Genomic DNA, 18,486 nt, shown 5'->3' with positions numbered 1-18,486 from the left:
AGCGGAGGAAGCTGCGGGCTTCCTCCGCCGAAACCGTTTTTATCCCGTTTCTTTCAGCGGGAGATAATTTCTTCGGGTTTGAAATACAGGCTGATCTCGATCGCCGCCGATTCCGGGGAATCAGAGCCGTGAACGGCGTTCCGCTCGATGCTTTCGGCAAAATCCCTGCGGATAGTGCCCGGCTCGGCGTTGGCCGGGTTGGTGGCGCCCATAGCCTTGCGCACTTTGGCCACCGCGCCTTCGCCTTCAAAGACCGCGGCCACCACCGGCCCGGAGGTGATGAAACCCACCACGCCGGCAAAAAAGGGCTTGGCCCGGTGCGCCTCGTAGTGCTTTTCCGCTAAAGCTCTGGGTATCTGCAGCATCTTGGCTGCCACCAGCTTGGCGCCGGTAGCCTCCAGCCTCGCCAGGATGGCGCCGGAACAGCCTTTAGCCACGGCGTCGGGTTTGACCAGTACCAGGGTTCTTTCCATCTATGCTCCTTAAATTATACTGTCATTCTGAAGCCTTCGGATGAACGGCGAAGGCTTTTTTCCAGGGGCGACTTTCTCAGGCTGGCCTTTCCGCTCTTGAATTGATCAGTTCCAGCACTCTCGCCGCTTCGACTTCTTCGAGCGAACCGACCACCAGATCGGCTGCCATCAGCCGCGCCGCCGGCAGCGTATTGGATACGGCAATGACTGCCATGCCGGCCCGGCGCGCCGCCTCGACTCCGGCCGCTGCGTCTTCGATGACCAGGCAAGCCCCGGCCTCCAGCCCCAGCTTTGATGCCGCCCTGATAAAGACCTCCGGGTCCGGCTTCCCCGTGGAAACCTGTGATCCGTCGACGGCGGCTTCGATAAACGGGCTGAGTTTCATCTCTTCGATGATCAGCGCCACGTTGGCCGCCGGCGCCGAAGAGGCGATCGCCTGCCTGAAACCGCCCTCTTTAAGAGAGCGCATCAGTTCCAGCACCCCCGGGAAAAACCGGGCGCCGCCGCGCACCATTTTCCGGTAGGCGTCTTCTTTTTCGCCGCCTATCCTCGCAACTTCAGAGCCCGCCGGCCGCTTCCCGGTGACATGTTCGATGATGTCGTCATTGCGCCGCCCGAAGGTCTCGTCGAACTGCGCCCGGCTCATCTGGATGCCTCGCTTTTCCAGGGCGTCCTTCCATGACCGGTAGTGCAGGTCGGCGGAGTCGATTATAACACCGTCCATATCCCAGATGACACCGCGGCCCGGCACCCCGGTCATGTCCCTGGGTGTCCTGGGAGGCGTTACCTGCGGCCGCCGCAGGTACAGCGCCTGAAGCGAGGCGGCGCTGCCAGTTTCGCCCCTTTCTAATCGTTCTTTCGCTATCCGCCCCAGCGCCGCCGCCCGGGATACCTCTGCCTCACAGACGATATCCGCATCGTTTCCTGACTCGCGCAGCGCTGAGATCAGGCGTTCGGGGATATCCCCGGTCAAAATAGTTAGGGGTTTAAGCGCGGCAATGAGTCCGCCGGCTGTCATCGCCTGTTCGCCGATACTTTTATTCCAGGTACCATCGATTTCCTCGAAAACAGCGACGGCATAATCGTGTCCGAGCGGCAGGACTGCGGTAACCGGCCGGTTCGTGCCCATGAACCGCCGCGCCTCAGCCTCCAGCGTTGACACGCCGATCAGCGGCTTGCCCAGGGCGAAAGCAAACCCTTTGGCCGCCGCCATCCCTACCCGCACCCCGTTGTAGCTGCCCGGTCCCCTGGTCACGGCCAGGGCATCAATTTCTTTCAAGCCGATTCCCGCATCCTTCAGGAGGGCATCGAGCCTCGGGTACATCTCGACCGTCTGGTTGTGCCTGGTCAACCAGCACGTCTCAGCGATAACCTCGCCGCCCTTAACCAGGGCTAGCCCGGAGCGGCTGGTGGCGCAGTCTATGGCCAAAATCGTCGTCATCGCCAGTCCCCGAACTTGGCCGCCAAATTGTCGAGTAGTTTGCGGTATCGTTCCCCATGCGCCTCAGCCCGCAGCCTCCGCCCCCTGGCGCCTTCCCCGTATTCCAGGTCGATGCGCAAATGGGCTTCCGGCCACAGCGCCGTCGCCCGGTCGGCCCACTCGACCACCGTCACCCCTTCGCCGAAGAGATAATCATCGAGCCCCAGGTCGGCGATCTCGGGCATCTTTTCGAGGCGGTAGAGGTCCAGGTGGTAAAGCTTCAGGCGTCCATCCAATTCCCGCATCAACACAAAGGTCGGGCTCATGACGCTGCCCATGACCCCAAGCCCTTTGGCAATTCCTTGCACCAGCGTCGTCTTGCCCGCGCCCAAAGGCCCGGCTAAAAGAATGACGTCTCCCGGCCGCAGCCCCTGGCCGATAGCCTGCCCGATCTTCCGCGTCACCGCTGCCGTCTTCGATTCAATGCTGATCGATTTCATTCCTGATTCGCCCGTTTACATCCTAAGGGCGGGTCAAAAACCCGCCCAAATGCTTCAGAATCTGTGGTTCTGGTCTAAAAATGCCGCCACCCGCCGCCTTCGAAGTTCATCCTGCGGCCTCGGCCGTCTATCACTTCCAGTTTGCCGGCATGGCGGGTCATCTTGCCGATGACCGTCACCGGGCAGCCGGCGTCAATGGCCACCTTTTTTATAGCTCCAGACTTGCCGGTGAAGAGTAGTTCATAGTCTTCGCCGCCGGTAAGCGCCAACTCCAGCGACTTTGTGCCGCAGGTCGCGGCGGCGGCTGGGTTAACCGGAATCTTCGAGGCTTCAATCCTCGCCCCCGTCCCGCTGGCCTCAAGTATGTGGCTCAGGTCAGCCAGCAGCCCGTCGGAGATATCGATGGCGCAGCGGATGCCGTGTTTGACCATGACTTTGCCTGCCTGTAGCCGCGGCTGCGGCCGCCAGAAGGCTTTCTTAAGCGCCTCGGCATCCTGCCGGTCGATGTTAATCGATCGGTAAGGCGTCTCCAGCGCCGCCGCCGCCCCGCCTAGGATGCCGGTGACGGCGATCAGGTCGCCGTTCCGCGCCCCGCCGCGGAGCAGCGTTTTGGATTTGCCGGCCGCCTCGCCCACCGCGGTGACGTGCACCGCCAGTTTTTCGGCGCGGGAGATGTTGCCCCCGGAGATAATCGTGCCTGAAGCTTTGGCCAGTTGCAGCATCCCCCGGTAAAGCCTGACCACGTCGTCGAAGTCAGTCGAGGCCGGCAGATTCAGCGATACCAGCGCGTATTTAGGCGTCCCGCCCATGGCGGCGATGTCGGAAAGATTGACCGCCAGCGCCTTCCAGCCCAGCGCCTCCCAGTCCAGGAAGTTCATCTCAAAGTGGATATCTTCGATCAGGCTGTCAGTCGTCGCCAGCTGGTATTTGCTCTTGAATTCAATGAGCGCGGCGTCGTCGCCGATACCTGATATCAGGCTGTCCCAGTCCCCCGGTTCGACCTTTTTGATCTCTTCGATAATCCGGTCGATCAACCCGAATTCGCCCGTTTTGGAAGCTTTCATACCACCGGATTATATCATATCGTTCGTTACCGGAAGTGTCGTACGCATGCCATCGCCTTCGGTCGTTGCGAAGAGACTTTCCCTGAAAGAAAGGCGCGGTAATCTACTGTTTGGGCTATATTGGGCGTGATAAATCGTGCAGGCCCCTCGGTATCATCCTGAGCACGGCGATAATCTCCGGGCTTTAACAGGCACCGTCGCTCGTCTAAAACGGCAACTCCCCGCCCTCCCTCTCATCCTCCCGCTCGATTTTCTCAGGGCAGTCGCCCCTCGTCAGGTCGCAATACCGGCACTCCGCGGCGGATGGCGTTCGCCGCGGCGGCTCTTGAGCCTCCAGGATGTTGAGGAAATAGGTCACCCGATCCTGAAACTCTTTATCGATTGCCGATGCCGGAATCGGCGTCCTGGAGTCATGGTAGACCACGCAGCCGGAGATCTTCTTGCCCTTGTATACCGGAGAGCCGTAAGGCAGCATCAGCATGTAGAGCATCACCTGGATAATGTCTGAATGCCTCGGCGCGCCGGTTTTGATGTCGTACACCGTCGCCCCGCCGCCGGCATCGAGGGCGATAACGTCCGGTTTGCCGGAAACGACGGTACCGCTTTTGCGGGTAACGCGAAACTGGTTCTGGTCTTCCCTGAATACCGCCGCCGCCTCTGAGTATTCCCGGCACAATTCGTCAAGGCACTGGTTGTGGGCCACCATCCAGGCCGCCGCCTGGAAATCGGACGGCGCCTTAGCGTAGCCCATGTACCGGGCGCGGAAATAAGCCGCCCAGTGGCACTGGACCTCGCCGGCCATCAGCTTGGCAAGCCAGGTCACCCAGACGTACAAACCGGGACGGGCGACGGTCATAGCCGGATTATATCACTAACTCTCCAACCTCCCTCTCCCCGAGTGGGAGAGGGATAAGACGGTGAGGGTAAGCGTTGTGGGCAAGGTATGCCTCGCCATCGGGAGTCATTCATCCCGACAAATAAAGCCTTTGCCTTAGTTTAATTGAAGAGCGATTTTGTCTACTGTGAACATTATAACGATTAGCATTACGTTAATCGTGAGGAAGTAAATAATAAATCTGCCGAGCCGCTGGACCCCCGTTATCGCTTTCCCGTTGCGGAATACCATAACGGCCGATATCCCGATTATCAGAACTTCACCGACGATGATGACTACGATCTCGGACATTGCCGACAAATTGTAACACTGAAAACTGCGTGCCTCAATGGCATACTCCGCAAGGATTGTTGGTTAATCCTCGAATGAAATCGTCATGATCTCTTGCTGTGCATCTTGGATGAAATCATGGTCTTGATCGTTAGTGTACAATACATTGTGCGTTGACCCGACAATGGAAGTTCAGCAATCCAGTGGTTAGCGAAAGTAAAATGAAGTACTCTAAAAGTTTATCAGCCGTTGGATATGTGTTGATGGCAACCTCCAGCCTCATAACGTCCGTAGTATTGATGGCAATAGGTTTTCCCTTGGCTCTGTCATTCTTTTTGATCAGCGTGACTTTCTTTGTCGGGGTATTTCGCCACCCCCGGGATTTGAGTGAACCGGCAGTTGCGTTATCTGCCATTATTTTAGCTGTATTGGTGTTTATCGCGTTCGCTCCTTTCGATTTTGCTCGTTCGTTCAAATTTACACTTGTCGTCTTAGCTGCGTTATATTTTTTTGGCAGCTTCACGTTGTATATATCAACTCACAGAAAACCCTTTTAGCCATTAACATCTCAATGCACATGTGTAAGCTCAAGCTCCCCCTCCTTTCAAACATGTTTAGTAATGGGCTATGGCAAGACCACTTGACAGGAAATATTTTTCTTCCCCCACCAAAAACGACACGAAACGCTTGACAGTGATATGAACTTTTGTGCTATATTCATTGCCTCCCAAGTCAGGTCTCAGGCCTGTGCCGGAAGTGTCAGCGTGGTGAAGGTTAGGCTACCATGGAATGCATCGCTTCCAGATATTGGCTTCTTAGCGGGCTGAATCGCTCTCGGGTATCATTCGTTTCCAAAAACGAATCTTACGTTGAAACTGAACGTCTTCGGAGAAGAATCGTTTCACACTTTTTGTATATTGGACGAAACAAAAATCAAATCATCGAAGTCTCCACCAGGGCGACAGGAGTCGTTCCAGTCGTTTTCGAATATGGTCTTTCCGGCGGAATGCTGGGACTTGCCTGATAGGATACATCTGAAAGCTGATATACTTGGATATGCTTCGCTTCGGCACCGCCGGTATCCCGGCCTCCACCAAAGCCACCGGCGACACCGTGGCCGGCCTCAAGCGCGTCGCTGAACTTGGTCTCTCGAGTATGGAGATCGAGTTTGTCCGAGGTGTCTACCTGAAGGACAAAACCGCCGCGCCGGTGGCCTATGTCGCCAGGAAACTCGGCCTGAGGCTGTCCTGCCACGCGCCCTACTACCTGAACCTGAACCACGCCGATGAAACGCGCCGGCGCCAGGCCGGGGGCGTGCTGCACCATGCCGCCCGGATGGCCGCCGCCGCCGGAGCCGAGACTATCGTTTTTCATGCCGGCTACTATTTGAAGGACTCCCCGGAGACGGTTTACGACGCCATCAAGGCCGAAATCGAAACAGTCCTGGGCAAGTTGCGCGACGAGGCGGTGAAAATTACCCTGCGGCCGGAACTGGCGGGCAAGACCTCCCAGTTTGGGAATCTGGCCGAGATCATCCGCCTGTCTAAGGAACTGTCAGGCGTCGCCCCGGCGGTGGATTTCGCCCACCTCCACGCCGCCACCGGCCGGTACAACTCCTACGCCGAATTCGCGGAGGTGCTGGAGCGGCTTGGGGAGGCGCTGGGCAGGGAATCCCTTGACGATCTCCACCTTCACGTCTCTGGGATCGAATACCGCGGCAGCGGCGAGCGGCGGCATCTCAACCTCCAGGAGTCGGACTTTCGCTACGAAGAACTGCTGCAAGCTCTCGCCGACGTCAAAGCCGGCGGCTTGCTCATCTGTGAAAGCCCCAATATCGAGGAAGACGCCCTGCTGCTGCAAAGCGTTTTCCGTGATTTGTCGCCAAAAGTATAATGCTTTGGTATAATATTCTGTAAACTTTTTTCAAAGTTTAGATTCCGGTTTGAGGCAACATGAAATTTAACTGGAAGCGCACCACCATTGCCTATGTCGTCATGCTGGTCGCCAGCATCATTATCTTCGCCATCCTCCTCCCCAATACCCAGGACCAGCCCGAGGAGGTGGCGCAGAGCGTCCTCGTCGCCGAAACCCAGGCAAATAACGTCTCTGAGATCACCGTCGAAGGTGAACGCATAGACTTCATCACCCGGGACAACCCGCCCAGGGAACTTTTCACCTATAAGGAGCAATTGACCTCGATCTACGACATCCCCGGCATCGACCTAAGCAGCGTCGCTGAGGTTAATATCAAGGGTTCCTCCGGCTTCGACTGGGGTTCGATCCTGATCAACCTCATCCCGATACTATTCATCGGCGGCATGATAATCTTCCTGTTCAGCCAGGCGCGCGGCGCCAATAACCAGGCTATGAGCTTCGGCCGCTCCCGGGCCAAGCTCTTCAACGTGGATAAGCCGACGACCACCTTCGAAAACGTGGCCGGCGTTGACGAAGCCAAGCAGGAAGTCCAGGAAATCGTCGAGTTTTTGAAATCACGCGAGAAGTTCCAGGCCCTCGGCGCCCGCATTCCCAAGGGCGTCCTTTTAATCGGCTACCCCGGCACCGGCAAGACGCTGCTCGCCCGGGCCATCGCCGGCGAGGCCGGCGTGCCCTTCTTCTCCATTTCCGGTTCGGAGTTCGTGGAGATGTTCGTCGGCGTCGGCGCCTCCCGCGTCCGCGACCTGTTCGAGCAGGCCAAACGCAACGCCCCGTGCATTATTTTCATCGATGAGATCGACGCCGTCGGCCGCCAGCGCGGCGCCGGCTTGGGCGGCAGTCACGATGAGCGCGAACAAACACTTAACCAGATCCTGGTGGAAATGGACGGCTTTGAGGCTAATACCACCATCATCGTCATCGCCGCCACCAACCGCCCGGATGTCCTCGACCCGGCGTTGCTGCGGCCCGGCCGCTTCGACCGGCGGGTGGTGCTGGACATGCCTGACCTGAACGGGCGCCTGGCCATCCTCAAGATCCACGCCAAGGGCAAACCCCTGGCGGACGATGTCAACCTGGAGAACCTGGCCAAGCAAACCATCGGTTTCTCCGGCGCCGATCTTTCCAACCTGATGAACGAGGCCGCCATTTTAGCCGCCCGCGCCGATAAAAAAGCCGTCGAGATGTCAGACCTCGAGGAGTCGATCGACCGGGTCATCGCCGGACCGGAGCGTAAAAGCCGTAAAGTCTCGGCGCATGAGAAAGAGATCACCGCCTATCATGAGGCCGGTCACGCCCTGGTAGCCCGGATGCTGCCCCACGCCGACCCGGTGCACAAAATCACCATCGTTGCCCGCGGCATGGCCGGCGGCTACACCAAGCAGCTGCCCGCCGAGGACCGCTATATCGCCACCGATTCCCAGTTCAAGGCCAAGATCGCCATCTCCATGGGTGGCCGCATTGCCGAGGAGATCATGTTCGGCGAGATGTCCACCGGCGCTTCCCAGGATTTCAAAGAAGCCACCAACCTGGCCAAGAAGATGGTCACCTCCTACGGCATGAGCGAAAAACTCGGGCCGCGCACCTTCGGCAGCAAGGAAGAGATGGTCTTCCTGGGCAAGGAAATTCACGAACAGCGCGACTACGGTGAAAAAACCGCCGATCTCATTGACCAGGAAGTCGAATCCATCATTCAAACCGCTTACCAGACCGCGCGCACCATTCTGGTGGATAACAAAGCCCGTTTGCAATACATCGCCGAACACCTGATGGCCGAGGAAACCCTGGAAGGCGACGGCCTGGAAAAACTATTCACCGAGCCTCTGCCGCCGCCCGGCTCGCCGCCACCCGCCGCTCCAGCCGCGGTGAAAACAATCGAACCTGCGGTGGAAAAACAGGCCGAACCGACACTTAAGGCGAAGGAGAAACCAGCCGAACCCGGTACCGCCGCCCCCGGTTTCGCCCCCGCCTGACCGGTCCGTAAGTAAAAAAGGCGCCCCTTTCCGAAGGGGCGCCTTTTTTCAAATAACGTTCTACCGATACGCCACCGGTCGTTCAGTCCTGCCTGGTAGAGAACTGGGCCGTGCCCGGTGAAAGAACGGCTAATCTCCCCCTGGGCAGCGGTCTAATTCCGCCGCCGCACCAGATAATCAGCCAGCGCCGAGAGGCCGCGGCGGCAGGCGTTGTCGGGCAGGCCTTCGAGAAGGCTGATCGCCTTGCCGGAGAAGCTCTCCGCCAGCTTGTAGCTCTCTTCGATCAAACCTTCGGATTTTATCAATTTGATTGCCCGGGCGATATTGCCTTCCCGGTCTTTGCCGGCTAAAAAGTCTGATACCGGATTGTCGCTCGGGTGTTTTTGGATTAAAAGCAGTGCCGGCAGCGTCACCGTGCCCTGCCGCAAGTCGGAGCCCACCGGCTTGCCAAGTTCGGCCTCGGTGCCGATGAAATCCAGGATGTCGTCGACGATCTGGAAAGCCATGCCTAAGTTGTAACCGTATCCGGCCAGAGCCTCAATCTGCGCCTCATTTCCGCCGGCCAGTATGGCGCCTGACTCCGCTGACATTTTGAGGAGAGCCGCTGTCTTGCCGGCGATGCGCTGCAGGTATTTCTCCATTCCCTGGTCCGATGAATAGATATCGCGCGCCTGCCGCAGCTCTCCCACGGCGATGATGCCCAGCGTCTGGGAAAAGAGTTTGGTAACCCGCAGGTTGTCGGTCGAGGCGGCGAACTCGCTGGCCCGGGCGAAAAGAAAGTCGCCCAACAGGATGGCTTTTTCGGTCCCCCAAAGCTTGTTCACTGTCAGCCGCCCCCGCCGGGTGTCGGCCCGGTCTATGGCGTCATCGTGGACCAGCGTTGCTATGTGCATCAGTTCGTTGGCGGTGGCCATATTGAGTATCTTTTTCGACTGCCCGTCAATGCAGCGTCCGGCCATGAAGGTCAGTGCCGGCCGGAGAATTTTGCCGCCGACCAGGATATGGCGCAGCATATCGTGAAGCTCGGGAAACTCGGCTTTCCAGTAGTCGGCCAGCTCGTTGAAGTTGGTCTCGACATCGGCCAGGTCTCGGGCAACCGGAGCATAAAGTGTCTTCAGATCCAAATCGTCACTCGCTACTTAGGCGGCATCAGGCCGAGGCGTGACATCTCTTCGTCAACGATCGAATCATCAAGTTTGATGAAGAGAGCTTCCGGCGGATTCAGCTGTGCGCCCGGGGCCGGACGCCGCAGCTTCCAGCCGTCGGCCTCGACGCTGCCGTCAAAGCCCAGAAACCGATGCAGCTTCTCCGAACTGAATGGCAAGAAGGGATAGAAAGCGGTACGCAGGCCGGAGATGACACAGAGCGCGGTATACAGCGCCGCAGCCGCAGCGTTCTTTTCAGTCTTGACCGCCTTCCAGGGTGATTTCTCATCAAGGTAGCGGTTGGCCTCGGCGGCCAGGGCCATAGCCGTCTTGATAGCTTCCTTGAAACGGCAGGCATAGAGCAGTTCGTCCATTGTCCGGAGCGTTTCTTCAGTCCGGTCGATGATACCCGCCGACCGTTCATCGAGATCGCCTGGCTGCGGCGCTTTTCCCTCGAAATGGCGCTGGAGCATGGAAAGCACCCGGTTGACCAGGTTGCCGTAGGTAGCCACCAGCTCATCGTTGTTGCGCCGGACGAACTCGCGCCAGGAGAAATCTGTATCCGACGTATCAGGCATGTTGACCGATAGAACGTAGCGTAACGCGTCGGGCCGGTAGCGGGAGAGGAAGTCTTCCAGCCAGATGGCGATATTCTTGCTCTTGGATAACTTCTGCGCTTCGACAGTCAAAAACTCGTTCGATGGCACGTCGTAAGGCAGGTTCAATCCTCCGTAGCCCATGAGCATGGCCGGCCAGATGATGGTATGGAAGGGAATGTTATCCTTGCCGATGAAGTAATAGCTCCTGCACTCTTCCTGCCAGAACTTCCGCCACGCCTCTGGGTCGCCCGTTCCCTGGGCCCATTCCTTACTGGCTGAAAGATAGCCGATGACCGCCTCGAACCAGACATAGATGCGCTTATCTTCATAACCCGGCAGCGGCACCGGGATGCCCCAGGTGATGTCCCGGGTGATGGCCCGGTCGCGTAAGCCCTCTTCGAGGTAGCGCCGGGTGAAACGCTGGACGTTGGGTCGCCAGTGGTCAACATTTTGATTGACCCACTCAAGCAGCGGTTGCTGGAAGGCCGATAGCCTCAGAAAGAAATGCTCCGTCTGCCGGAATTCCGGCGGCGTGCCGCACAGCTTGCAACAGGCATTCAGCAGGTCGGCCGGGTTCATCGGCTTGCCGCAGGCATCGCACTGGTCGCCTCGGGCGCCGGGCAGCTTGCACGACGGGCAGACACCTTCGACATATCGGTCGGGCAGGAACCGCTTGCACTTGGTGCAGTACGGCTGCGATACGGTATCCTTGTAGAGATAGTCTTTGTCGAGCAGCCTCAGAAAAATATCCTGGACCACCGCGGCGTGGTTGGCTGTGCCGGTGTTGGTGTAAAGGTCGAAGGTGATGCCCAGGGCTGCCCAGCTATCCACGAATTTCTGGTGAAAGAAGGCCGCCACCTCAGCCGGGGACTTGCCCTCGGCCTCGGCCCTGATGGTTACCGGCGTGCCGTGCTGATCGGATCCGGAGACCATCAGCACTTCGTTGCCCTTGGTCCGATGATACCGGGCGAAAATGTCCGGGGGCAGGTAAGCCCCGGCCACGTGCCCCAGGTGCAGGCGGTTGTTGGCGTAAGGCCAGGCCACGCCGATAAAGATGCGTTCCGACATATCTTACGGCAGGAAAGTTAGCGTACGTTCGCCCTTCTCATCCCGGTAGTGGGCGTAGCCCTTGGTCAGAGCGCACTCCACGCAGTAGCGCACCGAGTTACCCTTGGGCACTTCCTCGCCGTCCTTCTCATCCACCACCAGGTAGCGTTCGGGGTAGCCGACGATCCGGCCGCAAACGTCACATTTGATATTGCCCAATGAAATACATCCGCGTCGCATTATGTCCTCCGAAAATATCCCTGTATTATAAACGTTTAGCCCAATTTAAGCCAAGCACCGTAGATTTGCTTGCGCGGCAGGCCCGTGTCCGATGCCACTTCGTCGACCGCGTCCCTGGCGGTAATTCCACTCCCTTTCATCAGCCGCAGCCGGTCAATGACGGCCTCGTCGAGTACCGGCTGTCGCTCGGCAGCTTTCGCGCCTTCGATCACCAGGACAAACTCTCCTCGAGGCTCGGTGAAATGTCCGAGTGCTTCCGACAACCGGCCGCGGAAGACCTCCTCGTGAAGCTTGGTCAGCTCGCGGCAGACGGCCGCTTTGCGGTCGCCTAGCGACTCGATCAGGGCTGCGAGCGTCGCCCGCAGCCGGTGCGGCGCCTCCAGAAGGATCAGCGTCGCCGGATCAGACACCAGCCTTGCCAGCACTGCTAAGCGCTCTCCGGCCTTTCTCGGCAGGAAGGCGACGAACCTGAACTCCGCAGTGGGCAGGCCGGATACCGAAAGCGCCGCCATGACCGCCGAAGGGCCCGGCACCGCTTCTACCCGGAAACCTCGGCCGATAGCCGCGGCGATCAGCTCGGCCCCCGGATCGGCGATACCTGGCGTGCCGGCGTCCGATACCAGCGCCACATCACCTTTTTCGAGCTGGCCGAGGATGTAATCCAGCTTGGACAGCTTGTTATGCTCGTAATAGCTGGTCAGCGCTGTTTTGATGCCCAATGCGTTTAGAAGCTTCAGGGTGTGGCGGGTGTCCTCGGCGGCGATGAGGCTGGCATCTTTGAGCACCCGCATGGCGCGGACGGTGATATCTTCGAGGTTGCCGATAGGCGTGGCCACCACGTAGAGCGTCGGCACGGTTACCTCCGGCCCGGGCAGCAGGGAGATACGGCGGGCAAATTATTCGGCTTCGTCGGGCTCTAAATCCGGTTCGGCTTCAGTTGACTGGGCTGCGGCAGGCGGCGGGTTGGACACGATAGCCGCCGCCCGTTCCTTGCCCCGTTTTTTTGGCTCAAGTTCGTCGACAACATTCCTGAGGGCGGCGGTATCGATCTTGTTGGCGTCAACGACGATGCCGGTGATGCCTCGATCCCACAGCGCCTGGAGTTCAGCCTTATTATATATTACCGGCAACCGCAGCAGAAGCGGCTTGCCGCACAGGTCGGTCAGACGCTGGACGAAGAGAAGATCGCGGTAGACCAGGCTCTCGCCCAGCTCGGCTTCGGCGATGAAAGCCGCGGCGTCAAGGCCGCCCAGCGCTCGTAGTTGGCCGTCGGAGAGGTCGCCGCAGATCCGAAACAGCCGCGCCATATCATCAGCGGTGTCGACGATTGATCCGTCGAGGTCGAGAACGATGAAGTCGCAGCCGGTATGCTCCGTCTCCCGGCCGACGGCGCACCCGCGAAGAATGGCGGATTTGTCAAACTCGCAGCGGCAGGGCGCCGCCACGACCACGGCATCCACGCCGGGCACAACGGTGCCCTTGACCATGCCCGAGGCCTCAGCCATGATGAAGAGGCGAGGTTTGGCGGCCTGTGCGTACTTGCCGAAACCCATCTGCGGCCGGCTGCCGCGGGCGATCTTATCAAGTTCCTCGCTGAATCGGTTAGCCATCATCTTATCCTATACGATCTTAATCTCGAGCCGGCCGCCGTTCTCCCTGACCTCATAGCGCTTGATGTCATGTTTCGCCGGGCCGGACAGCGGCTTGCCGTCGTAGCTGAAAGTGGAATGGTTGACGCTGCAGCACTTAAGTTTGCCTTCCCCGGGCACCGGGTCTATCTTACGGTGGCCATGAGTACAGCTGTTTTCGTAGGCGTAAAGCTTGTTGTCGTCTCCGCGGACCACCAAGACCGGTTTAGTCAGTCCCTTGCCTCTCAAATAGACTCCCCCGCCTTTGGCCGCTAGCTGCGGCGCCGCCTTGAGATCTATCGTGACCTTGCCGTCTCTTCTCTCCCAGGCCGCCTCGGCCAGCGGTTTGGTTTCACAGATACCCAGAATAGCTTTAAAGATACTCATATGACCTCCTGACCGGTGGAGCCAGCGACAGGATTCGAACCTCCTGCAATCGTAAAAACGCTGCCCGTTTGAAAATTGGTTAGCAGGATTGTTAGCGGTTTATCTGAATGGCTCGCGCAACATCTCTCGCGCATTATCTTATCATAGCGGTATGATTGCCGCCATGCTCAGCATAAGCTCAGAATAAAACTATTGGTAGTGCTGGGGACGCTCACCATCCTGGCGCCGCCGATTGATGTATCCACTTCGATCTCCGGGCATTCTCTGGTATCGACAACCTCCACGGATTTCGTAACGCAACTTTCCGACGAGGCCCGGAGCCAATGGGAGTGGTTGTACCTTATATCAGTTTTTATTTGACGTATACTTATCTACCTGTTAATATGCATACATTCGCATATAAGCAGGTGATATATGAAGGAGCTAATCAGGATTTTCAAGGCGCTGTCTGATGAGACCAGGCTGCGCATCCTCAATTTGATTATTGAACGCGAGTGTTGCGTATGCGAGGTGATGCAGGCGTTAGGCATCTCACAGACGAGAGCCTCACGAAATCTATCGCAACTCTATGAAGCGGGACTGCTCGAACAGCGGCGTGAAGGACTTTGGACGATATATTATCTTTCACCGATGATCAATAACGACTTTCGCCGGCTAATAATATCCGCCGCCGAAGCGTCTCTTTCGGGCACTACATTGGCCGTCGAAGATCGCCGGCGACTTAGAGAAAGCTCCCGGCTTTGCCCTCAGGGAAGTAAAGCTGTTGTAACCAGCGCTGTCTCTCGCCCCGAATCTCAGGTTATCGACTCCCGAAATTAAACAAACTTAAGGAGCCCGCTTGAGCAGTAACGCTCTCATCTTCATTTCCGTGGCCGTCGCAGTGTCGGCAGTTTCCTTTTTTCTCGACAAAGAGAAAACTATGGCTGGCTTCAAGAGGGGCTGGCAGATGTTCAAGCGGATTCTCTTGCCTCTTCTGAATATCCTGATCATCGTCAGCATTGCCTTGTTCGCCATTCCGCCCAGCGCCATCGAGGAATACCTCGGCGCAGGATCAGGCGTTGGCGGCTTCTTCATCGCCGCGATCGTCGGTTCAATCGCCTTTATCCCGCCGTTCATCTCCTACCCGATTGCCGCCGGCTTGCTCCAGCAGGGGGCTAGCTATGCCGTGGTTGCTACGTTGATGACCACGCTGATCATGGTCGGAATCGTTACCCTGCCATTGGAGATCCAGTATCTCGGCCGCCGGGCCGCCATCGCCCGAAATGTCCTCAATTTCTTCGCCGCCATCATCATCGGCCTGGCGATCGGAGTCATTCTGTGAAAAAGTTCGCCAAAAGGTATCAGCCGTACGTATGGTTAGCCGCCTTTGCTGTCGCCACCTTATTATCTTTCGCCATCGGCTTTGACCCGGGCAAGACGGTGTTCACCAATTTCCGAGTGTCGGTCTTCGAACTACTATCGTTCGTACCCTTCCTGTTTATCATTGTTGGCTTGTTCGATGTCTGGGTGCCTAAGGAACAGATCCAGAAGCACCTCGGCAAGGAGTCAGGGATCAAGGGGATGTTCCTTGTTGTACTATTGGCCATGCTCCAAGCCGGGCCACTGTACGGCGCCTTCCCCGTGGCCTATGTCCTTTATAAAAAGGGCACCAGCGTCCGCAACATCTTTATCTACCTAGGGGCTTTCTCTTCGATGAAGTTGCCCATGCTGGGCATTGAGATCGGTTACCTCGGATTGGAATTCACACTGGCGAGAACGCTCATCTCCCTGCCTTTGTTCATCGGCATCGGCCTGCTCATGGAAAAATACCTCGAAAGCAAGAACTTCGAGGTGTTGAACCCGGGCGAGGCTGTTCCAGCCGGGGCGAAAGTGCCAAATAGGGCGTGAGGCTGCTTAAGATGAGACACCTGTTGGCAGTATTGCTTGCCCTTGGAATCCTGGCTTTACCCGTTGCCTGCCAAAAGACCCCTGAGCCGGCACCGATCACAATCGCATTACCAGCGGCGCTGTCAAACGGAAAAATAACCCTGGCTGAATTCGGATCGAATAGTTGTATACCTTGCAGGGAGATGAAACCGATACTGGAAGACCTGGCTAACATGTACGATAGCCAACTCAACGTGGTCATTATCGATGTATACGAGCAAAAAGCGCTGACTCAACAATACGGTATCCTGGGAATCCCGACCCAGATCGTCTTCGATTCGAGCGGCAAGGAAGTCACCCGTCATGTCGGGGTCTGGTCGCTGAGTTCGATATTAGTGCAACTGAGGAGTTTGGGGCTGACCTGATGGAAGGATTACTAAGCGGGCTTGGCGAGACTATCCAGGCTCAAAGCTGGCTGGCATTTCCCGCTGCTTTCGCCGGAGGGATTGCTTCCAGTGCCAGCCCCTGCGTTCTACCGACGATACCCCTTATCATCGGTTACGTTGGCGGCTATGCCGAAGGTTCCAGGACCAAGGCCGTGCAGTACTCTGTGGTTTTTGTTCTTGGTCTAACCATCACCTTCACCCTACTGGGAGTCGTGGCAGGGACATTGGGGCGTTTGTTTGGCGATGTCGGCGGCTTTTGGAAATACCTGCTGCCGCCGGCGGCTATCGTCCTGGGACTGCTTCTTCTCGGTGTATTCAATTTCTCAATCAATATCCCCCAGAGGATAGTGCCTGAACAGAAAGCGCTGTGGGGAGCGTTGCTCATGGGCCTTTTCTTCGGCATTATTGCCTCGCCATGCGCTACGCCGGTACTGGCGGTGATCCTGGTCATGGCGGCGGCTCAAGACAATATTGCCTTCAGCAGTGGTCTTCTTCTAACATACGCGCTCGGACACTGGATGCTGGTGCTTGGCGCTGGAATCTCGGTGGGATTTGCTCAAAGAGTTCTTGCTTCAAAAGGAATCGGGAACATATCTCTTTACTTCAAAAAAGCGGCGGGAGTCCTCATGATCGGAGCCGGGATATATTTTGCTTTGACGTTTTGGATTTAGGGCTGGAAGGAGAAAATCGATGTTCAGAAAGGTTCTATACCCAACGGATTTCTCCGAGGTTGCGACGAGGGCACTGGAATATATTAAACAATTAAAACCAGCCGGCGCGCAGGAGGTGGTGATATTGCATATTCTCGACCGGAAAGAACTCCGAAATTTAGCACTTCTCGGCGGAGTGACCGGAAACTACCCTATCGACCTCAACACGGAGTTCAAGCGCCTCGAGAATGAACACCTGGAGAACGTACGGAATATTGTCAATGAATTGAAGACAGCCGGTTTCAGCGCCAAAGGTATTGTACGTGAAGGCAATCCTTTAGCCGAAATACTGAAAACGGCCGAAGACGAAGCGGTCTCGGTAATCGTGATCGGTTCGACGGGTAAAAGCAATCTGCAGGAGACCATCTTAGGCTCCGTATCGGAAGGAGTCATCAAGCGTAGTTGTCAGCCGGTGCTGATAATCAAAAGGGACACCCGTCAGGGAGGACACGTTTGATGAACCAAGGAAAATCCATCGCCGCCAAGCTTCCCATTCTGGAGCGGTTCCTAACGTTATGGATATTCCTAGCTATGGGTTTCGGTATTCTGATGGGGCAGATAGCCCCCGGCGTCACCGAGGCCATCACTTCCCTCCAGGCTGGGGCCATATCCATTCCCATCGCCATAGGTCTCATCCTGATGATGTATCCGCCGCTGACCAAAGTTAATTACGATCAGCTGCCAAAAGTGCTCAAAAACCTGAAACTGCTGGCTTTTTCACTTGTACAGAACTGGATTATTGGCCCTTTGGTGATGTTCGGCCTGGCTATCCTGTTCTTACGCGATATGCCGGAGTATATGGTAGGCCTCATCCTGGTCGGGCTGGCCCGGTGCATCGCTATGGTCATCGTCTGGAACGACCTGGCCAAAGGCGACCGGGAGTTAGCGGTAGGCATGGTGGCTTTCAACGCCCTGTTCCAAATGCTTCTGTATGCCGTCTATATCTTCATCTTTATTTCGTTCCTCCTGCCCAAATTAGGCTTGGTTGAAGAGATATCGGCGTCAATCTCGATCGCTGAGTCCGCCCGAGTGGTATTCATCTTTCTTGGCATACCGTTGATCGCCGGTGTTATAAGCCGGTACGCCCTGATCAAAGTTAAAGGCAAAGAGTGGCTGGAAAAATCGTATCTGCCCAAAATCAGCTACATCACTCCGGCGGCTCTTCTATTCACGATCATCGTCATGTTCTCGCTCAAAGGCGAGAACATCATCGCATTGCCGCTGGATGTGGCCCGTATCGCCTTGCCGTTAGCGCTATATTTCGGCATCATGTGGTTCGCAACCTTTTTCATCGCCCGCAAGATGGGGGCGACCTACCCACAGACGACTGCCGTATCATTCACCGCGGCCTCCAATGATTTCGAGCTAGCTATCGCTGTGGCTATCGCCATCTTCGGCCTGCATTCCGGCGAAGCCTTCGCCACTGTAATCGGGCCTCTGATCGAAGTGCCGGCGCTTATCATCCTGGTCAACGTAGCGCTCTACTTCAAGCGGCGCTATTTCGATAAACCCTTCGAAATTGTGTACAAATAGAAAGGAGAAAACATGGACAATCTTAAAGCCGCCATCGTCGTATTCCCTGAAAGCAATCCCTGCGGTCCCCAGTCAAGCTGCTGAGGGCCCAAGGGGCAATCGTCGGAGACGATTGAAGCGATCAAAGCGGCCGTGGAGAAAGTACTGAAGGAGCCAGCGGAAGTTGTCGACATCCAGGAGATCGACACCGAAGACGAGAAATTCGCCCCGGTCATCAAGGCTTTCAATACCTACGGTATCGGCGCGTTACCCATAATCACCTTGAATGGTAAGCCCGTATGCATGGCTACCATCTATCCTTCCCAGATAGTGACGGTCCTGGAGCGGGAGCTCAGGAAAAGAACAGAGGCAAAGTAGA

Annotated in this window: 22 protein-coding genes; 11 read left to right on the top strand and 11 right to left on the bottom strand. The window is 57.0% G+C overall.

The window, feature by feature from the left end:
- Nucleotides 1-53: 53 nt before the first annotated feature.
- The 5 genes from ndk to DEALK_RS04410 all read right to left on the bottom strand — a co-directional run bounded on the left by ndk (nt 54) and on the right by DEALK_RS04410 (nt 4,313).
- Nucleotides 54-473 (bottom strand): nucleoside-diphosphate kinase, encoded by a 420-nt coding sequence (gene ndk / locus DEALK_RS04430; protein ID WP_058439081.1) that lies wholly within the window; start codon nt 471-473, stop codon nt 54-56.
- 76 nt (nt 474-549) lie between these two features.
- On the bottom strand, nt 550-1,914 hold the full coding sequence (tsaB, locus tag DEALK_RS04425) for a tRNA (adenosine(37)-N6)-threonylcarbamoyltransferase complex dimerization subunit type 1 TsaB (RefSeq protein ID WP_058439079.1): 1,365 nt from the start codon (nt 1,912-1,914) through the stop codon (nt 550-552).
- Nucleotides 1,911-2,393, bottom strand: a complete 483-nt coding sequence (tsaE, locus tag DEALK_RS04420) for a tRNA (adenosine(37)-N6)-threonylcarbamoyltransferase complex ATPase subunit type 1 TsaE (RefSeq protein WP_058439077.1) — start codon at nt 2,391-2,393, stop codon at nt 1,911-1,913. The genes tsaB and tsaE overlap by 4 nt, the downstream gene beginning before the upstream one ends.
- Before the next feature lie 74 nt (nt 2,394-2,467).
- Nucleotides 2,468-3,457, bottom strand: coding sequence for a thiamine-phosphate kinase (gene thiL, locus DEALK_RS04415; protein ID WP_058439075.1), 990 nt, complete (start codon nt 3,455-3,457; stop codon nt 2,468-2,470).
- 205 nt (nt 3,458-3,662) lie between these two features.
- Complete coding sequence (locus DEALK_RS04410; protein WP_058439073.1) at nt 3,663-4,313, bottom strand: PD-(D/E)XK nuclease family protein; 651 nt, start codon at nt 4,311-4,313, stop codon at nt 3,663-3,665.
- A 530-nt stretch (nt 4,314-4,843) separates the two neighbouring features.
- Here DEALK_RS04410 and DEALK_RS09935 point away from each other — a divergent pair.
- The 3 genes from DEALK_RS09935 to ftsH all read left to right on the top strand — a co-directional run bounded on the left by DEALK_RS09935 (nt 4,844) and on the right by ftsH (nt 8,527).
- Nucleotides 4,844-5,179, top strand: coding sequence for a hypothetical protein (locus DEALK_RS09935; protein ID WP_133240205.1), 336 nt, complete (start codon nt 4,844-4,846; stop codon nt 5,177-5,179).
- Nucleotides 5,180-5,678: 499 nt separating this feature from the next.
- On the top strand, nt 5,679-6,515 hold the full coding sequence (locus DEALK_RS04395; protein ID WP_058439067.1) for a TIM barrel protein: 837 nt from the start codon (nt 5,679-5,681) through the stop codon (nt 6,513-6,515).
- A gap of 59 nt (nt 6,516-6,574) precedes the next feature.
- Nucleotides 6,575-8,527 (top strand): ATP-dependent zinc metalloprotease FtsH, encoded by a 1,953-nt coding sequence (ftsH, locus tag DEALK_RS04390; RefSeq protein WP_058439065.1) that lies wholly within the window; start codon nt 6,575-6,577, stop codon nt 8,525-8,527.
- Between the two features lie 152 nt (nt 8,528-8,679).
- On the opposite strand, the gene DEALK_RS04385 is transcribed toward ftsH, so the two are convergent.
- Genes DEALK_RS04385 through DEALK_RS04360 form a run of 6 tightly spaced genes read right to left on the bottom strand, consistent with a single transcriptional unit; the run spans nt 8,680 to nt 13,573 of the window.
- Nucleotides 8,680-9,651, bottom strand: coding sequence for a polyprenyl synthetase family protein (locus DEALK_RS04385; RefSeq protein ID WP_058439063.1), 972 nt, complete (start codon nt 9,649-9,651; stop codon nt 8,680-8,682).
- 11 nt (nt 9,652-9,662) lie between these two features.
- Nucleotides 9,663-11,339: a methionine--tRNA ligase gene (gene metG / locus DEALK_RS04380; protein ID WP_058439061.1), complete on the bottom strand. Its 1,677-nt coding sequence runs from the start codon at nt 11,337-11,339 to the stop codon at nt 9,663-9,665.
- Nucleotides 11,340-11,342: 3 nt separating this feature from the next.
- Nucleotides 11,343-11,558, bottom strand: coding sequence for a hypothetical protein (locus tag DEALK_RS04375; RefSeq protein ID WP_058439059.1), 216 nt, complete (start codon nt 11,556-11,558; stop codon nt 11,343-11,345).
- A gap of 35 nt (nt 11,559-11,593) precedes the next feature.
- Entirely contained in the window at nt 11,594-12,412 is an 819-nt protein-coding gene (gene rsmI / locus DEALK_RS04370) for a 16S rRNA (cytidine(1402)-2'-O)-methyltransferase (protein ID WP_083496344.1), read from the bottom strand.
- 42 nt (nt 12,413-12,454) lie between these two features.
- Nucleotides 12,455-13,168: a hypothetical protein gene (locus DEALK_RS04365; protein WP_133240204.1), complete on the bottom strand. Its 714-nt coding sequence runs from the start codon at nt 13,166-13,168 to the stop codon at nt 12,455-12,457.
- Between the two features lie 9 nt (nt 13,169-13,177).
- The gene (locus DEALK_RS04360; RefSeq protein WP_058439055.1) at nt 13,178-13,573 is read right to left on the bottom strand and encodes a Rieske (2Fe-2S) protein; all 396 of its coding nucleotides are present in this window, start codon (nt 13,571-13,573) and stop codon (nt 13,178-13,180) included.
- Nucleotides 13,574-13,987: 414 nt separating this feature from the next.
- Here DEALK_RS04360 and DEALK_RS04355 point away from each other — a divergent pair, with 414 nt between their 5' ends.
- The 8 genes from DEALK_RS04355 to DEALK_RS04320 all read left to right on the top strand — a co-directional run bounded on the left by DEALK_RS04355 (nt 13,988) and on the right by DEALK_RS04320 (nt 18,485).
- Complete coding sequence (locus DEALK_RS04355) at nt 13,988-14,392, top strand: ArsR/SmtB family transcription factor (protein ID WP_058439054.1); 405 nt, start codon at nt 13,988-13,990, stop codon at nt 14,390-14,392.
- Between the two features lie 19 nt (nt 14,393-14,411).
- The gene (locus DEALK_RS04350; protein ID WP_058439051.1) at nt 14,412-14,894 is read left to right on the top strand and encodes a permease; all 483 of its coding nucleotides are present in this window, start codon (nt 14,412-14,414) and stop codon (nt 14,892-14,894) included.
- Nucleotides 14,891-15,460, top strand: coding sequence for a permease (locus tag DEALK_RS04345; protein WP_058439049.1), 570 nt, complete (start codon nt 14,891-14,893; stop codon nt 15,458-15,460). The genes DEALK_RS04350 and DEALK_RS04345 overlap by 4 nt, the downstream gene beginning before the upstream one ends.
- Nucleotides 15,461-15,471: 11 nt before the next feature.
- Nucleotides 15,472-15,864, top strand: coding sequence for a thioredoxin family protein (locus DEALK_RS04340; protein ID WP_065128820.1), 393 nt, complete (start codon nt 15,472-15,474; stop codon nt 15,862-15,864).
- The gene (locus tag DEALK_RS04335) at nt 15,864-16,556 is read left to right on the top strand and encodes a cytochrome c biogenesis CcdA family protein (RefSeq protein WP_058439045.1); all 693 of its coding nucleotides are present in this window, start codon (nt 15,864-15,866) and stop codon (nt 16,554-16,556) included. Before DEALK_RS04340 ends, DEALK_RS04335 begins: the two co-directional genes overlap by 1 nt.
- A gap of 19 nt (nt 16,557-16,575) precedes the next feature.
- On the top strand, nt 16,576-17,052 hold the full coding sequence (locus DEALK_RS04330) for a universal stress protein (protein ID WP_058439043.1): 477 nt from the start codon (nt 16,576-16,578) through the stop codon (nt 17,050-17,052).
- On the top strand, nt 17,052-18,128 hold the full coding sequence (gene arsB, locus DEALK_RS04325; protein WP_058439041.1) for an ACR3 family arsenite efflux transporter: 1,077 nt from the start codon (nt 17,052-17,054) through the stop codon (nt 18,126-18,128). Before DEALK_RS04330 ends, arsB begins: the two co-directional genes overlap by 1 nt.
- 132 nt (nt 18,129-18,260) lie before the next feature.
- Nucleotides 18,261-18,485 carry a hypothetical protein gene (locus tag DEALK_RS04320; RefSeq protein WP_058439039.1) on the top strand — a complete coding sequence of 75 codons (225 nt, stop codon included), beginning with the start codon at nt 18,261-18,263 and terminating at the stop codon, nt 18,483-18,485.
- Nucleotide 18,486 lies beyond the last annotated feature (1 nt).

This window comes from Dehalogenimonas alkenigignens, assembly GCF_001466665.1.
Lineage (GTDB): Bacteria > Chloroflexota > Dehalococcoidia > Dehalococcoidales > Dehalococcoidaceae > Dehalogenimonas > Dehalogenimonas alkenigignens.
Note: the sequence above shows the minus strand (reverse complement) of the source record. Positions and strands in the feature narration are given on the sequence as shown.